This window comes from Thalassospira sp. ER-Se-21-Dark (assembly GCF_017922435.1).
GTDB lineage: Bacteria > Pseudomonadota > Alphaproteobacteria > Rhodospirillales > Thalassospiraceae > Thalassospira.
Genome location: NZ_VDEZ01000003.1, coordinates 344935 through 368088, shown reverse-complemented (window position 1 = coordinate 368088; position 23154 = coordinate 344935). Strand labels below are relative to the sequence as shown.

The 23154-nt window shown below is 56.3% G+C and carries 21 protein-coding genes; 7 read left to right on the top strand and 14 right to left on the bottom strand.

Translation table 11 applies throughout. The features are described from left to right. Positions 1-27: 27 nt before the first annotated feature. The 8 genes from FHI25_RS14340 to FHI25_RS14305 form a co-directional block, all read right to left on the bottom strand. Entirely contained in the window at positions 28-1641 is a 1614-nt protein-coding gene (locus tag FHI25_RS14340; protein WP_210518867.1) for an acyl-CoA dehydrogenase family protein, read from the bottom strand. An 11-nt stretch (positions 1642-1652) separates the two neighbouring features. Continuing rightward, positions 1653-2114 (bottom strand): thioesterase family protein, encoded by a 462-nt coding sequence (locus FHI25_RS14335; protein ID WP_210518865.1) that lies wholly within the window; start codon positions 2112-2114, stop codon positions 1653-1655. Positions 2115-2136: 22 nt separating this feature from the next. Next, complete coding sequence (locus FHI25_RS14330) at positions 2137-2616, bottom strand: MarR family transcriptional regulator (RefSeq protein ID WP_158586134.1); 480 nt, start codon at positions 2614-2616, stop codon at positions 2137-2139. A 26-nt stretch (positions 2617-2642) separates the two neighbouring features. After that, on the bottom strand, positions 2643-3965 hold the full coding sequence (locus FHI25_RS14325; RefSeq protein ID WP_210518863.1) for a TRAP transporter large permease: 1323 nt from the start codon (positions 3963-3965) through the stop codon (positions 2643-2645). Continuing rightward, positions 3962-4522: a TRAP transporter small permease gene (locus FHI25_RS14320; protein WP_210518860.1), complete on the bottom strand. Its 561-nt coding sequence runs from the start codon at positions 4520-4522 to the stop codon at positions 3962-3964. Before FHI25_RS14320 ends, FHI25_RS14325 begins: the two co-directional genes overlap by 4 nt. Before the next feature lies 1 nt (position 4523). Further along, complete coding sequence (locus FHI25_RS14315) at positions 4524-5576, bottom strand: TRAP transporter substrate-binding protein (protein WP_063089098.1); 1053 nt, start codon at positions 5574-5576, stop codon at positions 4524-4526. 158 nt (positions 5577-5734) lie between these two features. Continuing rightward, a complete protein-coding gene (locus tag FHI25_RS14310; protein ID WP_008889941.1) occupies positions 5735-6514 on the bottom strand; it encodes a crotonase/enoyl-CoA hydratase family protein in 780 nt (259 codons plus the stop codon). A 32-nt stretch (positions 6515-6546) separates the two neighbouring features. After that, positions 6547-7311, bottom strand: a complete 765-nt coding sequence (locus tag FHI25_RS14305) for an SDR family NAD(P)-dependent oxidoreductase (protein ID WP_210518858.1) — start codon at positions 7309-7311, stop codon at positions 6547-6549. Positions 7312-7555: 244 nt separating this feature from the next. On the opposite strand from FHI25_RS14305, the gene FHI25_RS14300 reads away from it, so the two are divergent. From FHI25_RS14300 to FHI25_RS14270, 7 genes are all read left to right on the top strand, one after another. Next, entirely contained in the window at positions 7556-9418 is a 1863-nt protein-coding gene (locus FHI25_RS14300) for a feruloyl-CoA synthase (RefSeq protein WP_246879112.1), read from the top strand. 5 nt (positions 9419-9423) lie between these two features. Next, entirely contained in the window at positions 9424-10674 is a 1251-nt protein-coding gene (locus tag FHI25_RS14295; protein WP_210518855.1) for a thiolase family protein, read from the top strand. A gap of 84 nt (positions 10675-10758) precedes the next feature. Further along, on the top strand, positions 10759-11988 hold the full coding sequence (locus FHI25_RS14290) for a serine hydrolase (RefSeq protein ID WP_210518853.1): 1230 nt from the start codon (positions 10759-10761) through the stop codon (positions 11986-11988). Positions 11989-12296: 308 nt separating this feature from the next. After that, a complete protein-coding gene (locus FHI25_RS14285; RefSeq protein WP_210518850.1) occupies positions 12297-13325 on the top strand; it encodes a TRAP transporter substrate-binding protein in 1029 nt (342 codons plus the stop codon). Between the two features lie 65 nt (positions 13326-13390). Next, positions 13391-13978 (top strand): TRAP transporter small permease, encoded by a 588-nt coding sequence (locus FHI25_RS14280; protein WP_210518847.1) that lies wholly within the window; start codon positions 13391-13393, stop codon positions 13976-13978. After that, the gene (locus tag FHI25_RS14275; RefSeq protein ID WP_210518845.1) at positions 13971-15266 is read left to right on the top strand and encodes a TRAP transporter permease; all 1296 of its coding nucleotides are present in this window, start codon (positions 13971-13973) and stop codon (positions 15264-15266) included. Before FHI25_RS14280 ends, FHI25_RS14275 begins: the two co-directional genes overlap by 8 nt. 10 nt (positions 15267-15276) lie before the next feature. After that, entirely contained in the window at positions 15277-15732 is a 456-nt protein-coding gene (locus tag FHI25_RS14270) for a DUF3237 domain-containing protein (protein ID WP_063089091.1), read from the top strand. A 73-nt stretch (positions 15733-15805) separates the two neighbouring features. On the opposite strand, the gene FHI25_RS14265 is transcribed toward FHI25_RS14270, so the two are convergent. The 6 genes from FHI25_RS14265 to hutH form a co-directional block, all read right to left on the bottom strand. Then, the gene (locus FHI25_RS14265; protein ID WP_210518843.1) at positions 15806-17353 is read right to left on the bottom strand and encodes a TRAP transporter large permease subunit; all 1548 of its coding nucleotides are present in this window, start codon (positions 17351-17353) and stop codon (positions 15806-15808) included. Further along, positions 17353-17874, bottom strand: coding sequence for a TRAP transporter small permease subunit (locus FHI25_RS14260; RefSeq protein ID WP_210518840.1), 522 nt, complete (start codon positions 17872-17874; stop codon positions 17353-17355). Before FHI25_RS14260 ends, FHI25_RS14265 begins: the two co-directional genes overlap by 1 nt. 73 nt (positions 17875-17947) lie before the next feature. Further along, the gene (locus FHI25_RS14255; protein WP_210518838.1) at positions 17948-19042 is read right to left on the bottom strand and encodes a TRAP transporter substrate-binding protein; all 1095 of its coding nucleotides are present in this window, start codon (positions 19040-19042) and stop codon (positions 17948-17950) included. 77 nt (positions 19043-19119) lie between these two features. Next, positions 19120-20796 carry a urocanate hydratase gene (gene hutU / locus FHI25_RS14250; RefSeq protein WP_210518835.1) on the bottom strand — a complete coding sequence of 559 codons (1677 nt, stop codon included), beginning with the start codon at positions 20794-20796 and terminating at the stop codon, positions 19120-19122. After that, positions 20793-21596: an N-formylglutamate deformylase gene (hutG, locus tag FHI25_RS14245; protein ID WP_210518833.1), complete on the bottom strand. Its 804-nt coding sequence runs from the start codon at positions 21594-21596 to the stop codon at positions 20793-20795. The genes hutU and hutG overlap by 4 nt, the downstream gene beginning before the upstream one ends. A gap of 2 nt (positions 21597-21598) precedes the next feature. After that, complete coding sequence (gene hutH / locus FHI25_RS14240; protein ID WP_210518831.1) at positions 21599-23140, bottom strand: histidine ammonia-lyase; 1542 nt, start codon at positions 23138-23140, stop codon at positions 21599-21601. Positions 23141-23154: the final 14 nt, after the last annotated feature.

Genomic DNA, 23154 nt, shown 5'->3' with positions numbered 1-23154 from the left:
CTTGACAGGGCGCAGGCGACTGGTTGCCTATCCGCGTGCCTTGCAACAGGCCAGTGTGACACGGCCCCATTCGATTACCTGCGCCAGGCATTTCTCATAGCGGCTGGTTTGATCGGGTGAAAGTCGATCCGCGAGTTCCGTCCAAAGTGCCACGCCATAGGTTGCCGCACTGATTTGCATATAATCGCGGGCGAATTTTTCAGGCGTGTCGCTGGCGATGATTTCTGATGTCATTTGTTGCCAGTATGCCAAAAGCTGTTTTGCAATTTCGGTATCGCTGCGGGTGCCCGCGATCAGGTCGCAGATCAGGGCCTCGAACGCCTTCGCACTTGCGCCGTCCTTGTGCCGGGTCAAACGACCGGCAAGGGTCAGGGCATGAATGCCGTTTGTGCCTTCGTAAATCTGGCAGATGCGCGCATCGCGCAGCGTTTGCTCGACCCGGTATTCGCGCAAATAGCCATAACCGCCAAGGACCTGTATGCCGATTTGGGCGGCTTCAACCCCGGCATCGGTGCAGAACGATTTGCAAATCGGGGTCAGGAATTCGATCAGGTCCGAATTTGTACCCGTCTCCATCAAAGCAAAGGTTTTATAGGCCATCAACCGGCCGGTAATGGCGAGCATGTCCTGGCGGGCCAGCATGCGCGCAATGTCATGATGCTGATCAATTGAAATCGGTTGACCGGTATTTCGGTCGCGGCCCTGCTTGCGCTCTGCGGCGTAGCTTTGGGCGATGTGATGGGCACGCGTGGCGTGCGCCACACCCTGCAAGGCGACATCAAGGCGGGCATGGTTCATCATGGTGAACATGCACATCAACCCCTTGCCAACCGGGCCAATCGGCGTGGCGGTTGCGCCGTCAAACGTCAGTTGGCAGGTGGGGGAGGCATGCAAACCCATCTTTTCTTCGATCCGGGTGACTGTGATGGTGTTGCGTTCGGTCTCGCCACTATCGGACGGGCACAGAAACAGCGTCAGTCCCCGAACCCCGTCTTCGCGAGTACCGGTCCGCGCCAGCACCAGATGCAGGATTTCATCACTCAGATCCTGATCCCCGCCAGAAATAAAGATCTTCTCCCCGGTCAGAACCCAACTGCCATCGTCTTGCTGGCTTGCGACCGTGCGGATATCTGAAAGATCAGAGCCTGCTTGCGGTTCGGTCAGGCACATGGTGGCAAGATGGCTGCCTGATGCCAGTTTTGGAAGCCAGGTCTGGCGTTGGTCATCGGTGCCAAATTGCGCAATCAGTCTGGCGGCACCGGGGACAAGTCCGGTAACCATCTGAAAGGAATGACAGGCTCCGGCCAGTATTTCGCTGATCGCGCCACAGACGGTGGCCGGGGCACCCTGACCACCAAATTCCTCGGCCAGTGAAATCGACTGCCATCCCTGTTCGACATAGGCCTGATAGGCGTTGCTGAAACCCGATGGCATCCGGACCCGGCCATCTTCGATTTTGCAGCCTTCCTGATCGCCCGGCTCATCAATCGGGGCGATGACGTCTTCGGCAAAGCGGGCAAAATGATCCAGAATTTCGCCGGTGATTTCCGCATCAAAGCCGTGTTCTGCAGCACCGTTTTCATCACTGGTCACTGACAGGGCAAACAGAATATCGTCAATCGGGGCTTTGAAGGGGGTCACGACGGCGTCTCTTAAGCTTGCGTTTCCTGATGGAGTGTCAGGCGGATAACCTTGTCTTCTGACAAGGCGGCCTTGACCGCATCGGGCACGGCAACAGCAATCAGACTTGCCGGGTTGTCCGGGTTGGCGCGGCCCCAGACGCGGGTTTGCGATCCTTCAAGCAAGGTGGTTTCATCCAGCGTAAAGCGATGGGAAAGGTCGAAAGATTTACCGCCCCAGCGTGATACTTCGACATGATGCACGATCAGATCGCCGACCCGGGCAGGCGCCATAAAACTGGCATCACCGCGCACCAGTGGCGTTCCGCGAAAATCCACATCCTTTGCGATCATGGTGGCAAGGTCGAACCCGGCAACCGAAAGCAAGGCCAGAAGGCCGCCTTCCATCCAGTCATAAAAGTTTGGGTTATAGACAATCCGGGCCGGATCGCAGTGACCCCATTCAACACGGATTTCACGGGACAGTCGCAACATGGAACCTTACCTGATCTAAGCGTTATTTGACCTGCTGAATACGGATCAGCATCTCTACAAGGTGTGCGCGTTCTTCGGGATCGAACCCTTCCAGAAGCTTGTCTTCATGCTTTTGAACCGCACGGCTGGCCTCAAGGAAAAGCTCAATCCCCTTGGCAGTGGTGCGCAGCGCATAGACACGACGATCGGTTGGCACCTTGTTGCGCACGATTAATCCGCGCGCCTGAAGTTCATCGACCATGACGACAATGTTCGACCGTTCCATGGCAAGAGCCCGCGCCAGATCGGTCTGACTGATGTCGGGGTTTTCATTGATGATGGCAAGCGCACTATAGGTCGTCGGCTTCAGATCAAGATGCGTCAGACTGGCGACAAAATCGCTGTGGATCGACATATAGGCACGCTTGAGGTTATAGCCGACAAAGCCGCGCAGCGGACTGTCGGGCGACAATCCGGCAATACCGGTATCCGTATCGTTTTTCTTCTTTTTGTTTGCTTGCAACGGTGTCTCCATCTTTTTGGACGCAGCTATCCTGTGACGATATCCACCAGCCAGAATGTCAGCACGGGGAACGCGACGATGATCGCGATGCGCAGGCACTCGACCAGCAGGAACGGCACCGCCCCGCGGAAAATCTTGCGGGTCGGAATATCGGGTGCCATCGCCGATATCATAAACAGATTAAGCCCGACCGGGGGCGTGATCATCCCCAGTTCGACAACAATCAGGGTGATGATACCAAACCACAGCGCCTGATGGGTCGGATCCATCCCGAAATCCATCGCCATGAAGGCCGGGAAAAACACCGGCACGGTCAAAAGGATCATCGACAGGCTGTCCATGATGCACCCCATGACGATGTAAAACAGGATCACCACCATCAGAACCGTCATCGGCGCGATCCCGGCCGTGCCGACCCACTCGGCGGCCATGGTCGGCACCCGGGTCAGGGCAAGCGCGACATTGAAAAGATCCGCGCCAAAAATGATGGCAAAGATCATCGCCGTGGTCCCGGCAGTCTCGATCACGCATTCAAAAAGGCCCTTGATCGACAGGCTGCGCATCAAAAATCCGGTCAACGCAATCAGCACCACCCCAACAGATGCCCCCTCGGCCGGGGTGAAGACACCGCCATAAATGCCGCCCAGAACAGCAATGAAAACAAGCGCAACATGCCAGATCCCGCCAAGCGACCTGATGCGTTCGCGCATCGGAAGCCCTGCATGCGCCGGGCCTTCTTCCGGGAACAGGCGAACATAAACACCAATCGCCAGGATAAAGCCAAGCACGGCCAGAAGCCCTGGAATGGTCGCGGCCAGGAACAGTTTCACGATGTTCTGTTCAGTCAGAAGCGCATAAATGATCAAAACCACCGACGGCGGGATCAGGATGCCAAGCGTGCCACCCGCGGCAAGTGTTCCGGCCCCAAGTGCGCCGGAATATCCGTGGCGCCGCATTTCGGGCAAGGCAACGCGTCCCATGGTGGTCGCGGTCGCGATCGATGATCCGCAAATCGACCCGAATGCCGCGCAACCGGCAACAGATGCCATCGCAAGGCCGCCGCGCCAATGACCAAGCCATGCGTTCGACGCGGTAAAAATCGCGCGGCTGATACCGGTTTTGGTGGCAATCTGCCCCATGAGGATAAATAGCGGAATGACCGCAAGGTCATAGGAAATGTATTTATCGACAATCGCGGTCTTGAGATAGGCCGACAGCGGCATCCATCCCGACAGGACCACATATCCGCCTGCCCCGACAACGGCCATCGCCAATGCAATCGGCATGCGCAGGAAAATAAGCGCCAGCAGGACGACGACCATAATGATGCTGATTTCAACCGGGCTCATTGTGGGGCATCCGTTTGCGATGGGGTGGTTGGGCGAACAAACTGTTCGATCACGTTCGACAAGGCGGTCAGGGCTGAAAGCCCAAGTCCGAACAGTGCGAAGCCGTAGATAATCCAGGTGGGCATTCTCAAAAGCATGCTGCGGTCGTTATAATCAAACATATCAATCAGGCCGTAAGCGACCCGCCAGGAAATAATCACCCAACCACAACAGAACAGGATCTCCCAAAGTTGATCCAGAATGGTGCGGGTGCGTTGGGGGAAGGCCATGCTGAAAATGTCGACCATTACGTGGTTGCCCTTGCGTTGGCACAACGGCAAAAACAGAAATGCGGCAATCCCGCATCCCATTTCGACAATTTCAAAGTCACCACGAATGCCGCCAATGCCGATATATCGCATCGTTACGGACAGCGTTACTGTGACGGCGACAGCAAGCATGATGGCACCCGCAATAGTAGCGGATGCAATGCAGGCACGATCAACAAACTGACCAAGAAAATGAATGGGCGCTGCGCGATTGCCGCGCCCATTGTGATCACGGGTGGCTCCTGACATGTCAGGCGGTCTCGGCGTCGATCAGCTGATTAAGGCGATCAATCATCGCCTTGCCATCATGTCCGGCATCATTGAGTGTCTCGATCCACTCATCGACGACCGGCTGGGTCGCAGACTGCCAGCGTTCAATTTCGTCTTTGGGAATCTCGACGAACTTGTTGCCGCGATCAGCACACATTTTGTAGCCAACCGATTCAAAGCTATCGAACTGTTTGCCGATCTGGCGTGACAGATCGATACCGGAATTGGCATCAATCACCGCTTTCAGATCATCGGGCATACTGTCATAGGCATTGCCCGCCATCAAAAGCGCAAACGAGTTGGCATAAAGACCGCGTCCGCCTTCTGCCGGGGCGCAATGCACCGATGTTAGTTCATGCAGTTTGAAGGCCGGAACCACTTCATAGGGCAGGCAGGTGCCATCAATCACGCCATTGGCAAGGCCGACGGCCATTTCAGTAACCGGGAAGAAGACCGGCTCAGCCCCCAGAATGGAAAGGGCCTTACCGACATTCTGGTTCGGGGCGCGGATTTGCAGGCCGTCAAGATCTGCCTGATTTTCAATCGCCTTGTCGCGCATATGGAACTTGCCACCGGCATGAACATGATAGGCCAATGGCTTCATGCCACGGTATTCGTCCTGGCCAAATTCATCCATGAACTTGTGCATGGCAACCGATGTTGCCTCGGCGGTTGTCACCATGAAGGGCAGGCTCAGCGTTTCGGAAATCGGATAGCGACCCGGCGTGTAGACGGTCAAGGTCCAGGCGATATCCACAACGTTGTTTGCCACCTGTTCGGCAAGCTGCGGCGGTTTGCCGCCAAGCTGCATGGCCGGGAAAATCTGAATATCGATACGGCCATCGGACTGTTCGCGGATGGTCTTGGACCACGGTTCGAAGAACGCCTTGTGCATCGGTGCCACCGGCGGCAGCATATGATGCAGACGAAGAGTGACTTCGGCTGCACGTGCCTTGCCAATGATTGCAGGGGCTGCAAGTGCGCCGCCCATGATGCCGAGCATCTGGCGGCGATTAACGGAAAATCCTGACATCGAACGTCTCCTCACATTATGGGCGCACCGGTTTTCGTCGGGTGGCCCTGTTCCTTCCTGAATGTTCTGGCGTCCGCTTTACGCGGTTTCTTGCCGATCCTTGATCTTATGGTATGCGATCTGATGGCCGCAATTATCTGCGGCTCTGTTATAGGCAGTTACTTGAAATTAGGTGCACGTTTTTCAAGGAATGCCTTCAATCCTTCCTGTGCATCTTCGCTGGTCTGGGTCAGGGCGGCACACAGGCTTTCGGTAAACAGGCCATCGGTTTTCGCCATGTCTTCGATCCGTGACAGGGCCTGGATCATGACATAGTTCGAAAGCTGCGCATTTTCGGCAACCGTATTGGCAAGCTCGATGGCCTTTGCTTCGGCGGCTTCCTCGCTGTCACAGACATAATGCGTCAGACCAAGGCGAAGGCCGTCTTCGGCGTTGTATTTGCGCCCGGTCAGCATCATCTCGATCATGCGATCCGCGCCCAGAATACGGCCGACCCGGACCGATGCACCACCGCCAACGAAAATGCCACGGCGTCCTTCGGGAAGCTGGAAAAAGGCGGTTTCATCGGCAATACGGATATGGGTCGCACTGGCCAGTTCAAGGCCACCCCCGATGACCGCACCCTTAAGCAATGAAATCACCGGCAATCCACCATACTGGATCATGTCCATGATGCGGTGCCAGTTGCGTGAATGACGCATGGTATCGGCGGCATTTCGTGCAACATGCTCGGCCAAATCAAGCCCGGCTGAAAAATGCCCGCCTTCACCAGCCAGGATAACAACCCGTACCCCTTCAGGCGGATTGGCAAAAAACGCCTCAAGTGCTGCCATCAAAGTATCGCTGACCGCGTTACGCTTTTCAGGTCGCGTGATGGTCAAACGGGCAATCGATCCGTTGATTGCGACGTTCAATACGTCATTCGCGCCGTTGGTCATGTTCTTGTTCCTTACGTAAAGCAATCGGGTCTTTATTTTGCCTGCAGGCGAACCGCGCCGTCGATACGAACGACGGTGCCATTCAGCATGGTGTTTTCGACGATATGACGGGCGAGGTCGGCATATTCCTGTGCCTTGCCCAGCCGTTTGGGAAACGGAATGTTGGCTTCAATCGCCTGACGGGCTTCTTCGGGCAGGGTGTCGGTCATTGCGGTGGAAAAAAGACCCGGCGCAATCGCCATCACCCGCACACCGATCCGCGCCAACTCGCGCGCGGCTGGCAGCGTCATCGATGCAATCCCGCCCTTTGATGCCGCATAGGCGCACTGGCCGATCTGCCCGTCTTCATACCCGACGGATGATGTATTGATGATAACGCCGCGCTCGCCATCGTCATTCACTGGCGTCGCTTCCGACAGCAACTGCGCGGCATAGCTCATGGTGATGTAGCTGCCGGTCAGATTGACGTTCAGTGTTTTGATAAAATCATCAATCGGAAGGCTGCCGTCGCGTGGCAGAATACGGTTGGCGGTGCCAATACCGGCACAATTCACAAGCACGCGCGGCAGGCCAAGATTTTGTTTCACGGTCTTGAATGCAGCCTCGACCGAGCTTCGGTCAGATACGTCGACTTGCAGGCCAATTCCGCCGGTTTCACTGGCGACTCGTTTGGCGGCATCGCCGTTGCGATCAAACACCGCGACCTTCGCGCCCGCAACCGCAAATGTGCGTGCGGTGGCGGCACCAAGGCCGCTGCCGCCGCCGGTAATGATGGCGGGAACCTGATTGAGCTGCATTTCCTTATCCAAAGTTTGTTATGTTTTATAACAATTATGTTTGCACAGTAAAAGAGCAGCGTCAATCGTCATTAGTCAACTGAAATCGCATCGAAATTCAAGCCTCTCGCGCGCGAGCATAATTATACTCAAGGTCAAATTGTTGGGTCCGCGTGCACGCATAAAGATATTGCGCTTGATGTGATGAATTATGATTGTTATGAATTATAACAAATAAGAAAATCAAAACTGGAGGTTTCGTCTCATGCCTATGATTGCTGAACCCGGACTCCGTCCGGTTCGCATGGGAGATACGCGTGTCTCGATGTCCAAAAAGGACAACGGCACGATCTATATCCGATCAACGGAAACGCCGGATGACTATCCGCGCGCCATCACCGACAAGCTTGATCATTGGGCGAAACAAACACCCGATCATCTGTTTCTGGCCGACCGTGACAAAACCGGCGGCTGGCAAAAACGGAGCTTCCTTGAAACCCGAAACGAGGTCCGCAGTCTTGCGCAATACCTCATCGAACAGGAACTGTCCGAAGATCGCCCGGTCCTGATCCTGTCGGGCAACAGTCTTGAACACGGGCTTCTTGCGCTGGCGTCGATGTATGCCGGTATTCCTTATGCGCCGGTGTCACCGGCCTATTCGCTGGTGTCGTCCGATTTTGCCAAGCTGCGCCATATCTGCGATCTGCTGAACCCCGGTCTGATCTTTGTGGATGATGGTGCCAAATATGCCAAGGCACTGGCCGCCGTCATGCCAAAGGATGCCCGTCTGCTGGTTCTGGAAAACCCGCTGTCGCAATATGACTGCGATGTTTTCAAAGATGTCCGTCAGACCACGCCGACCGATGCGGTCGATGCCGCCAATGGCAAAATCACCGAAGACACGGTTGCCAAATTCCTGTTCACGTCCGGTTCCACCGGGATGCCAAAGGCCGTGATCAATACCCAGCGGATGCTGTGTTTTAACCAGATGATGCTGCGTCACGCGCTGGCGTTTTTGCAGGATGAACCACCGGTGATGGTTGACTGGTTGCCATGGAACCACACCGCGGGTGGCAACCATAATTTTGGCATCGCGCTTTATAACGGCGGCAGTTTCTATATCGATCAGGGCAAGCCGACCCCGGACGGTATTCATGAAACCGTGCGCAATCTTTGCGAAGTATCGCCCAACATCTATTTCAACGTCCCCAAGGGGTACGAGGCACTTGTCCATCATCTGCGCGAAAACAAAACACTGCGCGAGATGTTCTTTGCCAAGCTGAAACTGATGCAATATGCCGGTGCCGGTTTGTCGCAATATGTCTGGGACAATCTGGAAAAGATCGCCGAGGACACGGTTGGCGAAAAGATTGTCATTGTCACCGGCTATGGCTCCACCGAAACGGCCCCCTTTGCCTTCACCACCACCTGGGCGGTTGATCAGGCGGGCAGTGTCGGTCTTCCGGCCGTCGGGCTTGATATCAAACTGGTGCCCAATGCCGAAAAGCTCGAAGTCCGCCTTAAGGGACCCAGCATTACACCCGGCTATTGGAAACAACCTGATAAAACCAGCGAGTCTTTTGACGATGAAGGCTATTACCTGATTGGTGATGCCCTGAAATTTGTTGATCCGGACAATATCGAACGGGGCTTCCTGTTTGATGGCCGGGTCTGCGAAGACTTCAAACTCTCGACCGGCACCTGGGTGCATGTGGCGGCCATCCGGACCGCCATTGCCCAGACCTTTGCACCCTATGTGCGTGATGCGGTGCTGACCGGTTTGAACGAAGGCTATGTCGGCGCGCTGATCTTTGCCGATTTCACCGCCTGCAAAAAACTGTGCCCGGACCTGCCCGCCAACGCGTCGGAGGGTGACATCGCCACCCATCCGGCCGTGCAGGCGCATTTCCAGAAATGCCTGAATGAATTGGCGAGCAAATCGACTGGCAGTTCGAACTTTGTTGCGCGCGCGATCCTGCTGGAAAGCTCACCGGAACTTGATGCGCACGAAGTCACCGACAAGGGCTCGATCAATCAGCGCGCGGTTCTGACCAAACGCGCTGACAAGGTGGCCGAACTTTATACCGACCCGTCACCCGCCGGGGTCATGATTGCCAAAAAGGGATAAGCAGAATGACTGCGAACGCCAAAGGTCTTCGGACCGAATTTGAAGATGTCTGGCTGCTGGGCGGAAAACGCACACCGTTTGTCGATTATACCGGTGCCTTCGGGCTAGTCTCTCCGATTGATCTTGGCATCAAGGCGGCCCGCGCGGCCATCGAGGACGCCGGGGTGGATGCGCATGATATCGATTTCACCGTCGCCGGATCCATGGCCCAGGCATCCTATGATGCCTATATGACGCCGCGCCATATCGGGATTTACGCCGGTGTGCCGGTGGATCGCCCAGCACACCTTGTGCAGCGTATTTGTGGGACGGGCATCGAAGTCATCTTGCAGGCTGCTGATCATATTTCACTCGGTCGTGGGGATCTGGCCCTTTGTGTCGGCACTGAATCCATGAGCCGCAATCCGATTGCCGCCTACACCCATCGCAGTGGTTTTCGCATGGGGCAGGTCGAATTCAAGGACTTCCTGTGGGAAGCGCTTTTGGATCCGGCGGTCAGTTGCACCATGGGCGACACGGCGGAAAATCTTGCCAAGAAATACAACATCACCCGCGAAGATGTGGATCGTTTTGCCGAACGCAGCTTTGCCCGCGCCGTGAGTGCACAGGAAAACGGCTTCCTTGCCGGTGAAATTGCCACCGTGACCAACGAAACCTTTGAATTTGCCGATGGCAATCCGCGCTCCATCCGCCTGCCGCGCAAGATCCATCAGGTCGACCGCGACAGCCACATCCGGCCATCGCCCTATGACATTCTGGCAAAGCTGCGCCCGGCATTTGGCGGGGTGCAGACGGGTGGCAATTCATCAGCCGTGGTGGATGGCGCTGCCGGTGTTGTTCTGGGCAGTTCCGATTATGCCCGCGCGCACGGCCTGACACCGCGTGCCCGCATCATCGCTGGTGCCGCTGTCGGTGTGCCGCCGGAAATCATGGGCATTGGCCCGGTGCCAGCCATCGAGGCCGTTCTTGATCAAACCGGCATGACCCTTGATCAGATTGACCGGATCGAAATCAACGAAGCCTTTGGGGCACAGATCCTAGCCTGCATCCGCGAACTTGGCCTTGATGAAGACAAGGTCAATGTCAATGGCGGCGCGATTGCCATTGGTCATCCGCTGGGCGCGACCGGGGTTCGGATCACCAATACGCTGGCGCGCGAACTGGTCAAATCCGGCGGTCGCTATGGCATCGCATCGGCCTGTATTGGCGGCGGGCAGGGCATTGCTGTTCTGATCGAACGCGCCGAACTGGGCTGAGTGCCAGCGCTTGAAAATGGTTCGACGGCGGCTAACGCCAGAACGAATTAAAACAAGATTAAAATAAAAACGGGAGGTTCTCTAATGCTGTCGCGAAATCGCTTTTTGACTGCTGCGTTGGTGGCTGCGGGCATCGTCACTACTACGGTGCCTGCTCTTGCTAAAGACGAGACGTCACGTTGGTTGACACCAACCATGATCAATGCTCGTGCTCATATGTTTTCATCTGCGCTGAATGTTCTAACTTTTCAGCATATGGACCAGATATTTGCGACGCGGACAGTTGAGGCTGGCAATAATGTCTGGGTGCTTCCCGAGAAACCGGTTTCGCTTGATGATGGCTATACGTTGGATGGCGAGACGGTCTCCCTTGCAGCGTATCTTGAAGCCACATCCACCAATGCATTGGTGGTGGTTAAGGATGGGACAATTGTCCATGAAAGTTACCGAAACGGTAGTGATGCCAACACGCGCTTCATGACCTTTTCCGTGGCGAAGTCTTATGTTTCCACGTTGATCGGCTTGGCTCTCGACGATGGATTTATCAAAAGTCTGGATGACAAGGTTACTGATTATCTGCCCGAAATGGCGGGGTCTGGCTATGACGGTCCGACGATCCGCAATCTTCTGCACATGCGTTCTGGCGTGGAATGGCAGGAAATCTATCAGTTTGGTAGCGATACCCAGTTGACCCAGGTTCATGACAATTCTCTTGTCGCCTACAAATATCGGTGGTGCGACTACGCAGCCAACGACTCTGTAGAAAGTCAGAACAAGCCCGGCGACGTGTTCAATTACGCCACGCTTGATACCAGTGTTTTGGGATGTGTTCTTGAACGCGCTGTTGGCAAGACCGGTGCCGAATATATGTCGGAAAAGTTGTGGAAACCGGCTGGCATGGAAAATGACGCTTATTGGGTCATGGATGGTCCGGAAGATGTCGGGCGCGAGTTCTTTGGTGCCGGGCTTAACGCTACGGCGCGTGATCATGCACGGTTTGGCCTGATGTTCCTGAACAAGGGGCAGGCAAACGGCAAACAGATAGTTCCCGCCGACTGGATTGACGAAGCTACGATCCCCGACGAAGGGTTTGAGCCAACTGCCCTGGGGGAGCCCTTTGGTTACCAGTATCAGTGGTGGACCATCCCCGGATCGGATGCATATTCCGCGATCGGTTTGTTCCACCAGTTCATCTATGTCGATCCGGAAAACAATCTGGTGATCGTGAAGGCAAGCCATACGGCTGAACCTGTTGGTCACGATGAGGAAAATCTCGAACTGTTTCGGCAAATTGCCGAAAAGCTATCAAACTAAGATGCTTTGCTTGTGCTCAGTCAGGGCATCCTTAGAACATGCAGCCTGCATCGGCGGTGGTCAGGGGATTGCAGTTTTGATCGGAAATTCAGAATTGGCATAGCACGATCCAGGGCGCCATCATCCGCGCCGGGTCGCGACAAACGGAGACGTTATTTTTGACCGGGATATTGGTTTTGGGCCCGGTTTGGCGATCAGCCCAACCCATGGGGCAAAGGCTTCCAAGGGTGGTCTGATCAAATCGAGGAGCCGACAGACAAGGCAACAAAAACAAAATTGCCGGTGTCGGTTTTCTCAGGGAGGAAACAATGAAACGACTTAAACTTGGTTCAGTGATTGCCTTGGCGTTAGTTGCCGCCATGTCTGCCATTTCCGGTGCGTCTGCCCAGGAAGTGAATTTCCGTCTGGCCCACTGGCTGCCGCCAACCCATCCGGTTCAAACCATGGGTCTTGAAGAATGGACAAACTCCATCCGCGAGGCATCCGGTGGCAAGATCGATTTCACGATTTTCCCGGCCCAACAGCTGGGCTCCGCACCTGATCACTATGACATGACGCGCGATGGCATTGCCGATATCGGCTATATCAATCCGGGTTATCAGGCCGGACGTTTCCCGATCTATGGCCTGACCGAAGTCCCGTTCAATGTGAAGGATGCAGTCAATGGGTCGGTTGCCCTTCACAAGTGGTATGCCAACTACGCCGAACAGGAAATGCCGGAAGTCAAACTCTGTCTGGTCAATCCGCATGACCCCGGCACCATCCATTCAAAAATGCCGGTCCGCGTGCCAGAAGACATAAACGGCCATGCAGTGCGTCCGGCGCACGCGACCATGGCACGGTTTGTAAACCTGCTGGGCGGGGCAAGTGTTCAGGTCCCCGCACCCGAGGCCCGCGAAGCCATCGCCAAGGGCACGGCAGATGCGATCACCTTCCCGTGGAACTCGATCTATATCTTCGGGATTGATCAGGAAACCAAATATCACCTTGATATGCCGTTCTATGTCTCCTCGCAGATCCTTGTGATCAACCGCGGTGTCTATGACGGGTTGTCGGCCGAAAACCGCAAGGTGATGGATGATCACTGCACGCCGGAATGGTCCGGTCGTTTTTCCAAGGGCTGGGCCGAGAACGAGGCGTCGGGCCGTGACAAGATGATGGCATCTGGCGATCACGAACTGTATCAGCCGACCGCCGATGAACTGCAACAATGGCGCGATGCCGCCGAACCGCTTGTTGCCCAATGGCGCGAAAGCGTTACGGCCAAAGGCGGTGATGCCGATGCCATTTACAAGGCCTTCATCGACGCGCTCGAAGCCGAGAACGCCAAGTATTGATGTCACTCCCTGTATCGGCGGCATCAAAGGTCGGTGCTGCCGATACCTCTGAAAGTGCATAAATCATGCGGGTTCTTCATCGCTCCCTGACATATCTCGAAGCCTTTTCGCGCAAGGTCGAAATGGTCTCGGCCGTTTTGCTTGCGGTGATCACGTTGCTGGTTCTGGCGTCTGCAATCGGTCGCTACCTGTTTGCATGGCCGATCCCGGATGCATTTGATTTTTCGCGCCTGTTTCTGGGCGTGGTCATCATGTGGGGCTTTGCCTGCGTGGGGTATCGTGGATCGCATATCAAGGTCGATCTGTTTGCCCTGATGCTGCCCGCGCGCGTCCGTCGATGGACGGATTTCTTTGCCTGGATGGTCTTGCTGGGCTTCACCGGCTTGCTGTGCTGGAAGATGCTGGCGCGTGTCACCAGCGCCTATAACAGTGGCGAGACGACATTTGATCTGCAAGTACCCGTCTGGCCGGTCATGGGGCTGATCTGGCTTGGCGTTGCGGTCAGCATGCTGACCATTCTGGCGCGCGCCTTGATGATCGCGCTGACCAATGCCGGGCTGGATGATTTTGAACCCGCCGAGTCAGAGCCGCATATTGCCTCCGACCCGAAAAAACAAAAGCAAACTGGTGGTTCGGGGGGAACTGATGACTGAAGCCGATTTTGTCGCACTTGGCGGGTTTGTTGCGTTGTTTGCCCTGATGCTGCTTCGGGTTCCGATTGGCATTGCGATGGGGATTGTTGGTGTCGGCGGTTTCGCCGCGATCGTCGGCCCGACGCCGGCACTCAACCTTCTGGCGCAATCGCCGATCCGCACCATCACCGACTTTAACCTCAGCCTCATTCCGTTCTTTATCCTGATGGGCGTTCTTGCCACCAATTCCGGCATGTCGCGCGAACTGTTTCGCACAGGGCAGGCGTGGCTGGGATCATTTCGGGGCGGCATGGCGCTTTCGACCATTGCATCCTGTGCGGGGTTTGCCGCCATATCGGGTTCATCGGTCGCAACGGCGGCAACCATGACCAAGGTCGCTTTGCCGGAAATGCAGCGCAGTGGCTATCGCGATCATGTGGCGACCGGGGTGATTGCCGCGGGTGGAACGCTTGGCATTCTGATCCCGCCATCGGTTGTTCTGGCGGTGTATGGCTTTATCACCGAACAGGATGTCGGCAAGCTTTTCATTGCCGGGATCATTCCGGGCCTTCTGGCGATTGTGATGTATATGCTGGCCTTTCGGGTGACCTATGCCCGCGGGTTGCCAGCGGGCGAACCGTTTGATTTGCGCAACGCCATTCGGTCCTTGCGCGATGTCTGGGCGGTCCTGGCCCTGTTCATCGCCATTATTGGCAGCATCTATCTGGGTATTGTTACGGCAACAGAGGCCGCGGCAGTTGGCTCTGTCCTGACCGCCCTGATCGGGGTGATCCGGGGACGGCTTGGCTGGCGCAGCATTCTTGATAGTCTGGTCGAGGCCCTGCGTACATCGGTTGCGATCTATACCATCCTGATCGGTGCGATCCTGTTTGGCTATTTTCTGGCCATCACCCAGACCCCGCAAAAGATCACTGCATGGCTGGTCGGGCTTGATATCGGGGCCTATCCGACACTTGCGCTGATCCTTGTGTTTTTCCTTTTACTGGGCTGCATCCTTGATGCGATGGCGATGATCATTCTTCTGGTGCCCATCGTGTTTCCAGTGGTGACCCAATTGGGGTTCGATCCGATCTGGTTTGGCATCATCGTTGTCATGACAGTCGAACTTGGCCTGATCACACCGCCTGTCGGGATGAATGTGTTTGTCATCAATTCGATTGCCCGCGAAGTGCCCCTGCAAAAGGTGTTTCAGGGCGTCATCCCGTTTGTTGCGGTCGACATCATTCGCCTGATCCTGCTGGTGTTAGTGCCATCCATCGTTCTTTTCCTGCCGACGACCATGAATTAAAGAGGGCGATATGAAGCTTGAACTTGAACATTTTTGCGATCTGACGGTCGAGCTGGAAGCCCCCATGGAGCTTGGCAACTCAATGCGCGGCACACGCCGGATCATTCCGATCATAGGCGGTCATGTCGAAGGCAAGTCTTTGAACGGCCGGGTCCTTGCATTGGGTGCTGACTGGCAAACCGTTTTTGAAAACGGTGTCGCCGAACTCGATACCCGGTATTGCATCGAAACCCATGACGGGGCGCTGATTGATATCCGCAATTTCGGGTTTCGGCATGGTCCGAAGGATGTTCTCGATGCCCTTGCACGCGGTGAACATGTCGATCCGTCGAAATATTACATGCGCACCCAGCCCCGGTTTGAAACCGGCGATGAACGCTATAGCTGGCTTAATCACCGGATCTTTGTCGGATCCGGACAGCGCGAAAAAAGCACGGTCTATGTGTCGGTCTATGAAGTCCTTTGACAGCCGCCTTGGCCATGACCAAACAAAAACGCCCCCAGAAATCGGGGGCGTTTTTTCATTTTCAGTTCTGTGCCTAGAACACCACGCTTGGCAGCCAGTTGGCCAGTGACGGCCACAGCCAGATCACGAAAATGCCAAACAGCTGAAGGGCGATAAACGGCACCACACCCTGATAAATCTGGCCGGTGGTGATTTCCGGCGGGGCGGCACTGCGCAGGTAAAACAGCGAGAAGCCGAATGGCGGTGTCAGGAACGATGTCTGAAGGTTGATCGCAATCAGGATCGCCAGCCACACCGGATCGTGACCCATCATAATCAGCCCCGGCGCAATCAGCGGCAGCAGGATCACCGTGATTTCCACGAAATCAAGGAAGAAGCCCAGCACAAAGATCAACGCCATGCAAAAGATCAGCGCCCCTGTCGGTCCACCGGGCATCGATTCAAGGATTTCCTCGACATGGTCTTCGCCGCCCAGCCCGATAAACACCAGCGAGAACATGCTGGCCGTCAGGATGGTGGCAAAGATCATCGAACTGACCGTCATGGTCGATGTCAGCGCAGATTTCAGAATGTCGGCTTTCCATGCCTGACGCAGGCAGGCCAGGATCGCGATAATCCCGATAACCGCCAGCGCCACATAACCAGCACCCAATGCATAATCAACACCGGTCAGGTCACTGCGCTGGAAACGCACCGGCGCGACACCTGCCATGACAGCAAGGATCAAAAGGGCAACGGTCCCGGTCAGAACCAGATTGCGGTTCGCCCCCTGACGGACACCAGCCATCAGGATCGCACCGATTGCACCGACTGATGCCGCCTCGGTCGGGGTGGCGACCCCGCCCAGAATGGCCCCAAGCACAGCAATGATCAAAAGCACAGGCGGCAAAACCGCACCGACCACTTCGCCCACACTGGGGCGGCCATCATCGCTTTGCACCGGTGGCATATCGGCCGGGCGTATCAGCCCGCGCAGCAGGATATAGATGATATAGATCGCCACCAGCGTCAGCCCGGGGATCAGCGCGCCGGCAAAAATCTGCCCGACCGAAATGGTTTCAATCGTGAATTTTCCCTGCTCATACTGCGCCTGCTGATAGGCCGATGACATCACGTCAGACAGAATAATCAAAAGCGTCGAAGGCGGGATGATCTGGCCCAGCGTGCCTGCGGTACACACAAGCCCCGACGCCATTTTCGGGTTATAGCCGGTGCGCAACATGGTCGGCAGCGCAATCATGCCCATGGCAATCACGGTGGCCCCGACAATCCCGGTCGAGGCCGCGAGCAACGCCCCCACCAGCACCACCGAAATACCCAAACCGCCGCGCAACTGGCCAAACAGTCGGCCCATGGTATGGAGCAAATCTTCGGCAATGCGGGATCGTTCAAGGACGACACCCATGACGACAAACAGCGGAATGGCGATCAGAACATCATTGGTCAGCGTGCCAAACACGCGCTGGCCGAACGCCCCCATCAGGCCGATATTCATCGTATCCGTGACCCAGCCGAGATAGCCGAAAATCACCGCCGTTCCGGCGATTGAGAACGACACCGGAAAGCCCAAAAGGATGCAGCCCATCAGAGCGGCAAACATCAAAAGATCAAGATATTCCATCACTTCGCACCGCCTTGATCTTCAACATTGCCGCGCAGCAAAACCACCTGCCTCAGAAGGCAGGCGACGGACTGGATAATCAACAGAATACAAAAGGCCGGGATCAGGGATTTCAAAAACCAGACTGCCGGAATACCCCCCACCGAAATCGCCCCTTCCATCATCGCGATCGAATTGATCACTGATGGCCAGGTCCAATACAGCAGGGCTGCCATCGACGGGATTGCCAGAACCACATAGCCAAACGCATCGATCCGCGCCTTGGTCTTGTCGGTGGCTGCGGCATAAAAAATGTCCACCCGGACATGGCCATCAACCAACAGCGTATAGCCCGCCCCCAACATGAACAAAGCGGCATGCAGATACAGAACGCTTTCATTAAGCGCAATCGAACTGAACCCGAAAACATAGCGCAGCAAGACCACGGTAAACTGCAACAGAACCATCAGAAGTGCGAACCAGCGCACGGTCATCCCGGTCCAGTGGTTTATCTGGTCAAGTGCATCAGCAAGGCGTTGCATGACATCTCCCCGTGAAAGGCACGCCTGAAAGAAAAACCGACGCTGGACGAGCCAGCGTCGGTTTCAGTGTTTATCAGAAGCCAAGCGCTTTGGCGCGTGCATTCATCTGACCATTATCGGCATAGGTCATGTAACCACCGATCAGGTCACGATAGGCAACAAAGCTTTCGGTGACCTTTTTGGTCAGTGCATCGTCGCTTTCGCGAAGCTCCGCAATCACCTCGGCACCGGCTTTGGCCATGGCTTCAACAACTTCGTCCGGCAGTTTACGAACCTGAACACCCTGCTCGGAAACAAGCTGTTTCAGGGCCATGGCGTGCTTGGTTTCGTACTCGGTCCAGACTTCGTTATAAAGGCTGTCTGCCGCGAACTTGACGACGGCTTTCAGATCATCAGGAAGATCGGCATAGGCCTTGGCATTCACCGCGCATTCCTCGGCCGAGGACGGCTCACCAACACCTGGCCAGTAGTAGTTCTTGGCAACCTGATAGAAGCCAAGTGCACTGTCACTCCACGGGCCGATGAACTCACCGGCATCAAGTGCACCAGACTGAAGTGCCTGGAACATGTCACGACCGCCCATGGCCTGAACCGCCATGCCAAGTTTCGAGCACATCTCCGATGCCAGACCGGTGGTGCGGAACTTCAACCCCTTAAGGTCATCGACCGAGTTGATTTCGTTACGGAACCAACCTGCCCACTGCGGGCCGGAGTTACCGCAAAGGAACGGCTTCAGACCGAACTGGCCATAGATCTCGTCATACAGTTCCTGACCGCCACCATAGTTAAGCCAGCCAACCTGTTCATCGGCACGCAGGCCAAACGGCTGCGAACCAAACAGCAGGATACCTTTGGATTTCGAACCCCAGTATGCCGGAACCGCGTGATAAATCTCGGCGGTGCCTTCCGCAACGGCATCAAACACACCATTGCCCGGAACCAGTTCGCCAGCGGCATGAAGTTTGACTTCAAGACGACCACCCGAAAGTGTGGTGATACGGTCTGCCAGTTTCTGCGCAGCCACACCCGGCCCAGGCAGGTTTTTCGGCCATGCGGTCACCATGTTCCACTGGCGCTTGTCCTGTGCGATGGCAGGGGTTGCGAATGTTGCAGCGGCCGCTGCACCTGCGCCGGCAACACCGGCGGTCAGAAATTCACGTCTTTTCATGTTAAGAAGCCTCCTTGATTGTACCCTGATAGGGCGATGCAGGGGCAGTCGTCACTGCCCCCACGCGTGAGTTTTAATTACTTGCCGAGAATCCCGGGCAGGTTCAGCCCGTGTTCCCGTGCGCAATCCAGTGCGATGTCATATCCTGCATCCGCATGACGCATCACACCGGTTGCCGGATCGTTCCAAAGGACGCGTTCGACCCTGCGTGCGGCATCTTCTGTGCCGTCACAACAAATCACCATGCCGGAATGCTGCGAGAAGCCCATTCCAACACCGCCGCCATGATGCAGCGATACCCAGGTTGCCCCGGACGCCGTATTGAGCAGCGCATTAAGCAACGGCCAGTCACTGACCGCATCCGAGCCATCTTTCATGGCTTCGGTCTCGCGGTTCGGGCTTGCGACTGAACCGCTGTCAAGATGGTCACGCCCGATGACGACCGGGGCTTTCAGTTCACCATTCTTGACCATTTCGTTGAACGCCATACCCAGACGATGGCGCTGTCCCAGACCGACCCAGCAAATACGCGCCGGCAGGCCCTGGAACGAAATGCGTTCGCGCGCCATGTCCAGCCAGTTATGCAGGTGCGGATCATCGGGGATCAGTTCCTTGACCTTCTGGTCGGTCTTGTAGATGTCCTCCGGATCACCCGAAAGGGCTGCCCAACGGAACGGACCAATGCCCTTGCAGAACAGCGGGCGGATATAGGCCGGAACAAAGCCCGGGAAGGCAAAGGCGTTTTCAAACCCTTCTTCAAGCGCCATCTGACGGATGTTATTGCCGTAATCCACCGTCGGGACACCGGCATCATGGAACGCCACCATGGCCTCGACCTGAACGCGCATCGATGCACGGGCGGCCTTGGAAACGGCCTTGGGATCGGATTCCTGTTTTTCGCGCCATTCGGCAACGGTCCAACCCTGTGGCAGGTAACCATGTACCGGATCATGGGCCGATGTCTGATCTGTGACGATATCCGGGCGAACGCCGCGCTTGACCAGTTCCGGGAACACATCCGCCGCATTGCCGATCAGGGCAACGGACTTGGCTTCGCCCGCCTTGGTCCAGCGTTCGATCATTTCAAGCGCTTCATCCAGCGAATGGGTTTTCTCATCGACATAACGGGTGCGCAGGCGGAAGTCTGCACGGGTTTCATCGCACTCGACTGCCAAACAGCATGCACCGGCCATCACGGCGGCCAACGGCTGTGCGCCACCCATGCCGCCAAGGCCACCGGTCAGAATCCATTTGCCCTTAAGATCGCCGTCATAATGCTGGCGACCTGCCTCGACAAAGGTTTCATAGGTGCCCTGAACGATGCCCTGTGAACCGATATAGATCCAAGAACCCGCCGTCATCTGGCCATACATCGCCAGACCTTTCTTATCGAGTTCGTTGAAATGGTCCCAGTTGGCCCAATGTGGCACAAGGTTGGAGTTCGCGATCAGAACGCGCGGGGCGTCCTTGTGGGTGCGGAATACACCAACCGGCTTGCCCGACTGCACCAGAAGGGTCTGGTCATCTTCAAGTTCCTTCAGGCTGGCAACGATCTGATCGAAATCCTTCCAGGTACGCGCCGCACGGCCAATACCGCCATAAACAACCAGCTCATGCGGGTTTTCGGCAACATCGGGATGCAGGTTGTTCATCAACATGCGCATCGGTGCTTCGGTCAGCCAGCTTTTCGCCGAGATTTTGCTCCCGGTATCGGGATAGATATCACGCTGGTTGTGACGCGGATTGTTGGTCATGACTTGCCTCTTAGTGCTGGGGCCAAATCGGCCAGTGTCTTCAGGATTTCGGTAAGATGCGTGCGCAGTTTTGCTGCACGGCTTTCGTCATAGGACCAAGGGGCTTCCTCGGCCGTCAGATAGGTGGATTGCGCCAGTTCCATCTGGATGGCGTGCTGATTGATCTCGGGGCGGCCATAATGGCGCGTGGTCCAGCCACCCTTGAAACGACCGTTCAGAACCGCACTGTATCCTTGGGCCTGCGAACAGATTTCTGATGTCAGCGTTTCGATCATCGGATCACATGTCGCGCCCAGATTGGTGCCGATATTGAAATCGGGCAGGGTCCCTTCAAACAGGAACGGAATGTTTGAGCGGATCGAATGGCAATCATAGAGGATCGCCACACCGTGCTTGGCGCGTACGCGCTCAAGCTCGGCCGCCAGTGCCTGATGATAGGGCGCGTGGAAACTTGCGGCCCGATAGGCGATGTCATCCTCGGTCGGGGCCACGTCCCAGATATTCTCGCCGTCAAAATCGGTCAGCGGCACAAGGGTGGTGGTGTTCTGACCGGGATAAAGGCTGACACCTTCGGGGTCGCGGTTGGCATCAATCACATAACGATGAAACGTCGCACGCACCGTCGTCACACCATCCAGCAACCCGTCATAAAGGGTATGGATATGCCAGTCGGTATCAGCCAGCTCACGGCCACGATCATTCAGTTTCGCGGCAATGTCACCCGGCACATAAGTACCTGTATGGGGCAGGCCCAGAACAATCGGGCTATCGCCACGTTTGATTTCAACCGGATCGGTCATGGTTATGCTGCCTCCCCGACGACAAAGCCCGAAAGTTTGGCGGCATCTACAAGTGTGCCGCCAGCGACAAGTTCGGCGGCCTTCGCCAGATCCGGCGCCATGTAACGGTCTTCCTTGACGGTCGGGATGTCGGCACGAACCGATTTCAAAACATTGAGCAGCCCCGGGCTGGTCTTAAGCGGGGCACGGAATTCAACGCCCTGTGCCGCACAGATCAGTTCGACACCAAGGATGTAGGAAAGATTGGCGTTCATCCGGGCCAGGCGGCGTGCGCCGTGGGCAGCCATCGACACATGGTCTTCCTGATTGGCGCTGGTCGGCGTGCTGTCGGTCGAGCACGGGTTGGCCAGATGCTTGTTTTCACTCATCAGGGCTGCCGTCGTGACCTCGGCAATCATCAGACCGGAATTCAGGCCCGGCTCCGGGGTCAGAAATGGCGGCAAATCATGTGACAGGGTCGGGTCGACCATCAAGGCAACACGGCGCTGGGCAATCGCCCCGATCTCGGCAACGGCGAGCGCGATCTGATCGGCGGCAAAGGCGACCGGTTCGGCGTGGAAGTTACCGCCCGAAACAATGCGGCCGTCTTCTTTGAGAACCAGCGGGTTGTCAGTCACGGCATTGGCTTCGATCTCAAGCGTCTGACCGGCAAAGCGCAGCAAATCCATCGCCGCCCCGGTAACTTGGGGCTGGCAGCGGATGCAATAGGGGTCCTGAACGCGGGTATCGCCTTCGCGGTGGCTTTCGCGGATTTCCGACCCATTCATCAGATCGCGCATCGCACGCGCCACATTGATCTGGCCCGGATGACCGCGAAGTGTATGGATTTCATCGACCAGCGGGGCGGTCGATCCCATGATGGCATCGGTCGATAGCGACGATGTCACAATTGAACTCGCCGCATTGCGCCAGGCTGAAAACAGCCCGACCAGCGCGCAGGCGGTTGAAAACTGCGTACCATTAATCAGCGCCAAGCCCTCTTTCGGGCCCAGCACCACCGGTGTCAGACCCGCCTTGGCAAGTGCCTCGCCACCCGGAACGGTTTTACCTTCGTAGATGGCTTCGCCCGCACCAATCATGACCGCTGCCATATGGGCCAGCGGGGCCAGATCGCCCGAAGCGCCAACCGATCCCTGCGACGGGACGACGGGGGTAACACCCTTGGCCAGCATGCCTTCGATCAGCTCGATTAGATCCCAACGCACACCGGATGCACCGCGCCCAAGCGACAGCAATTTCAACGCCATCATCAAACGGGTGGTCGCGATATCAAGTGGCTCACCCACGCCGCAGCAATGGCTGAGGATCAGGTTGCGTTGCAGGGTTTCGGTATCTTCCGGGGCAATCTTGACCGAGGCCAGTTTGCCAAAGCCGGTATTCACGCCATAGACCGCGTCGCTGCCGTCTGCCGCCTTGCGCACCATTGCGTGCGCCGCTTCAACACCGTCGCGGGCTGCGGGGTCGAGTTTGACTGCGACCTGATCACGCCAGATGCGTTCAAGCTCTGCCAGTTTGACCGATGCGGGGATAAGGGTGACAGTCATAATCTATCCTTAAG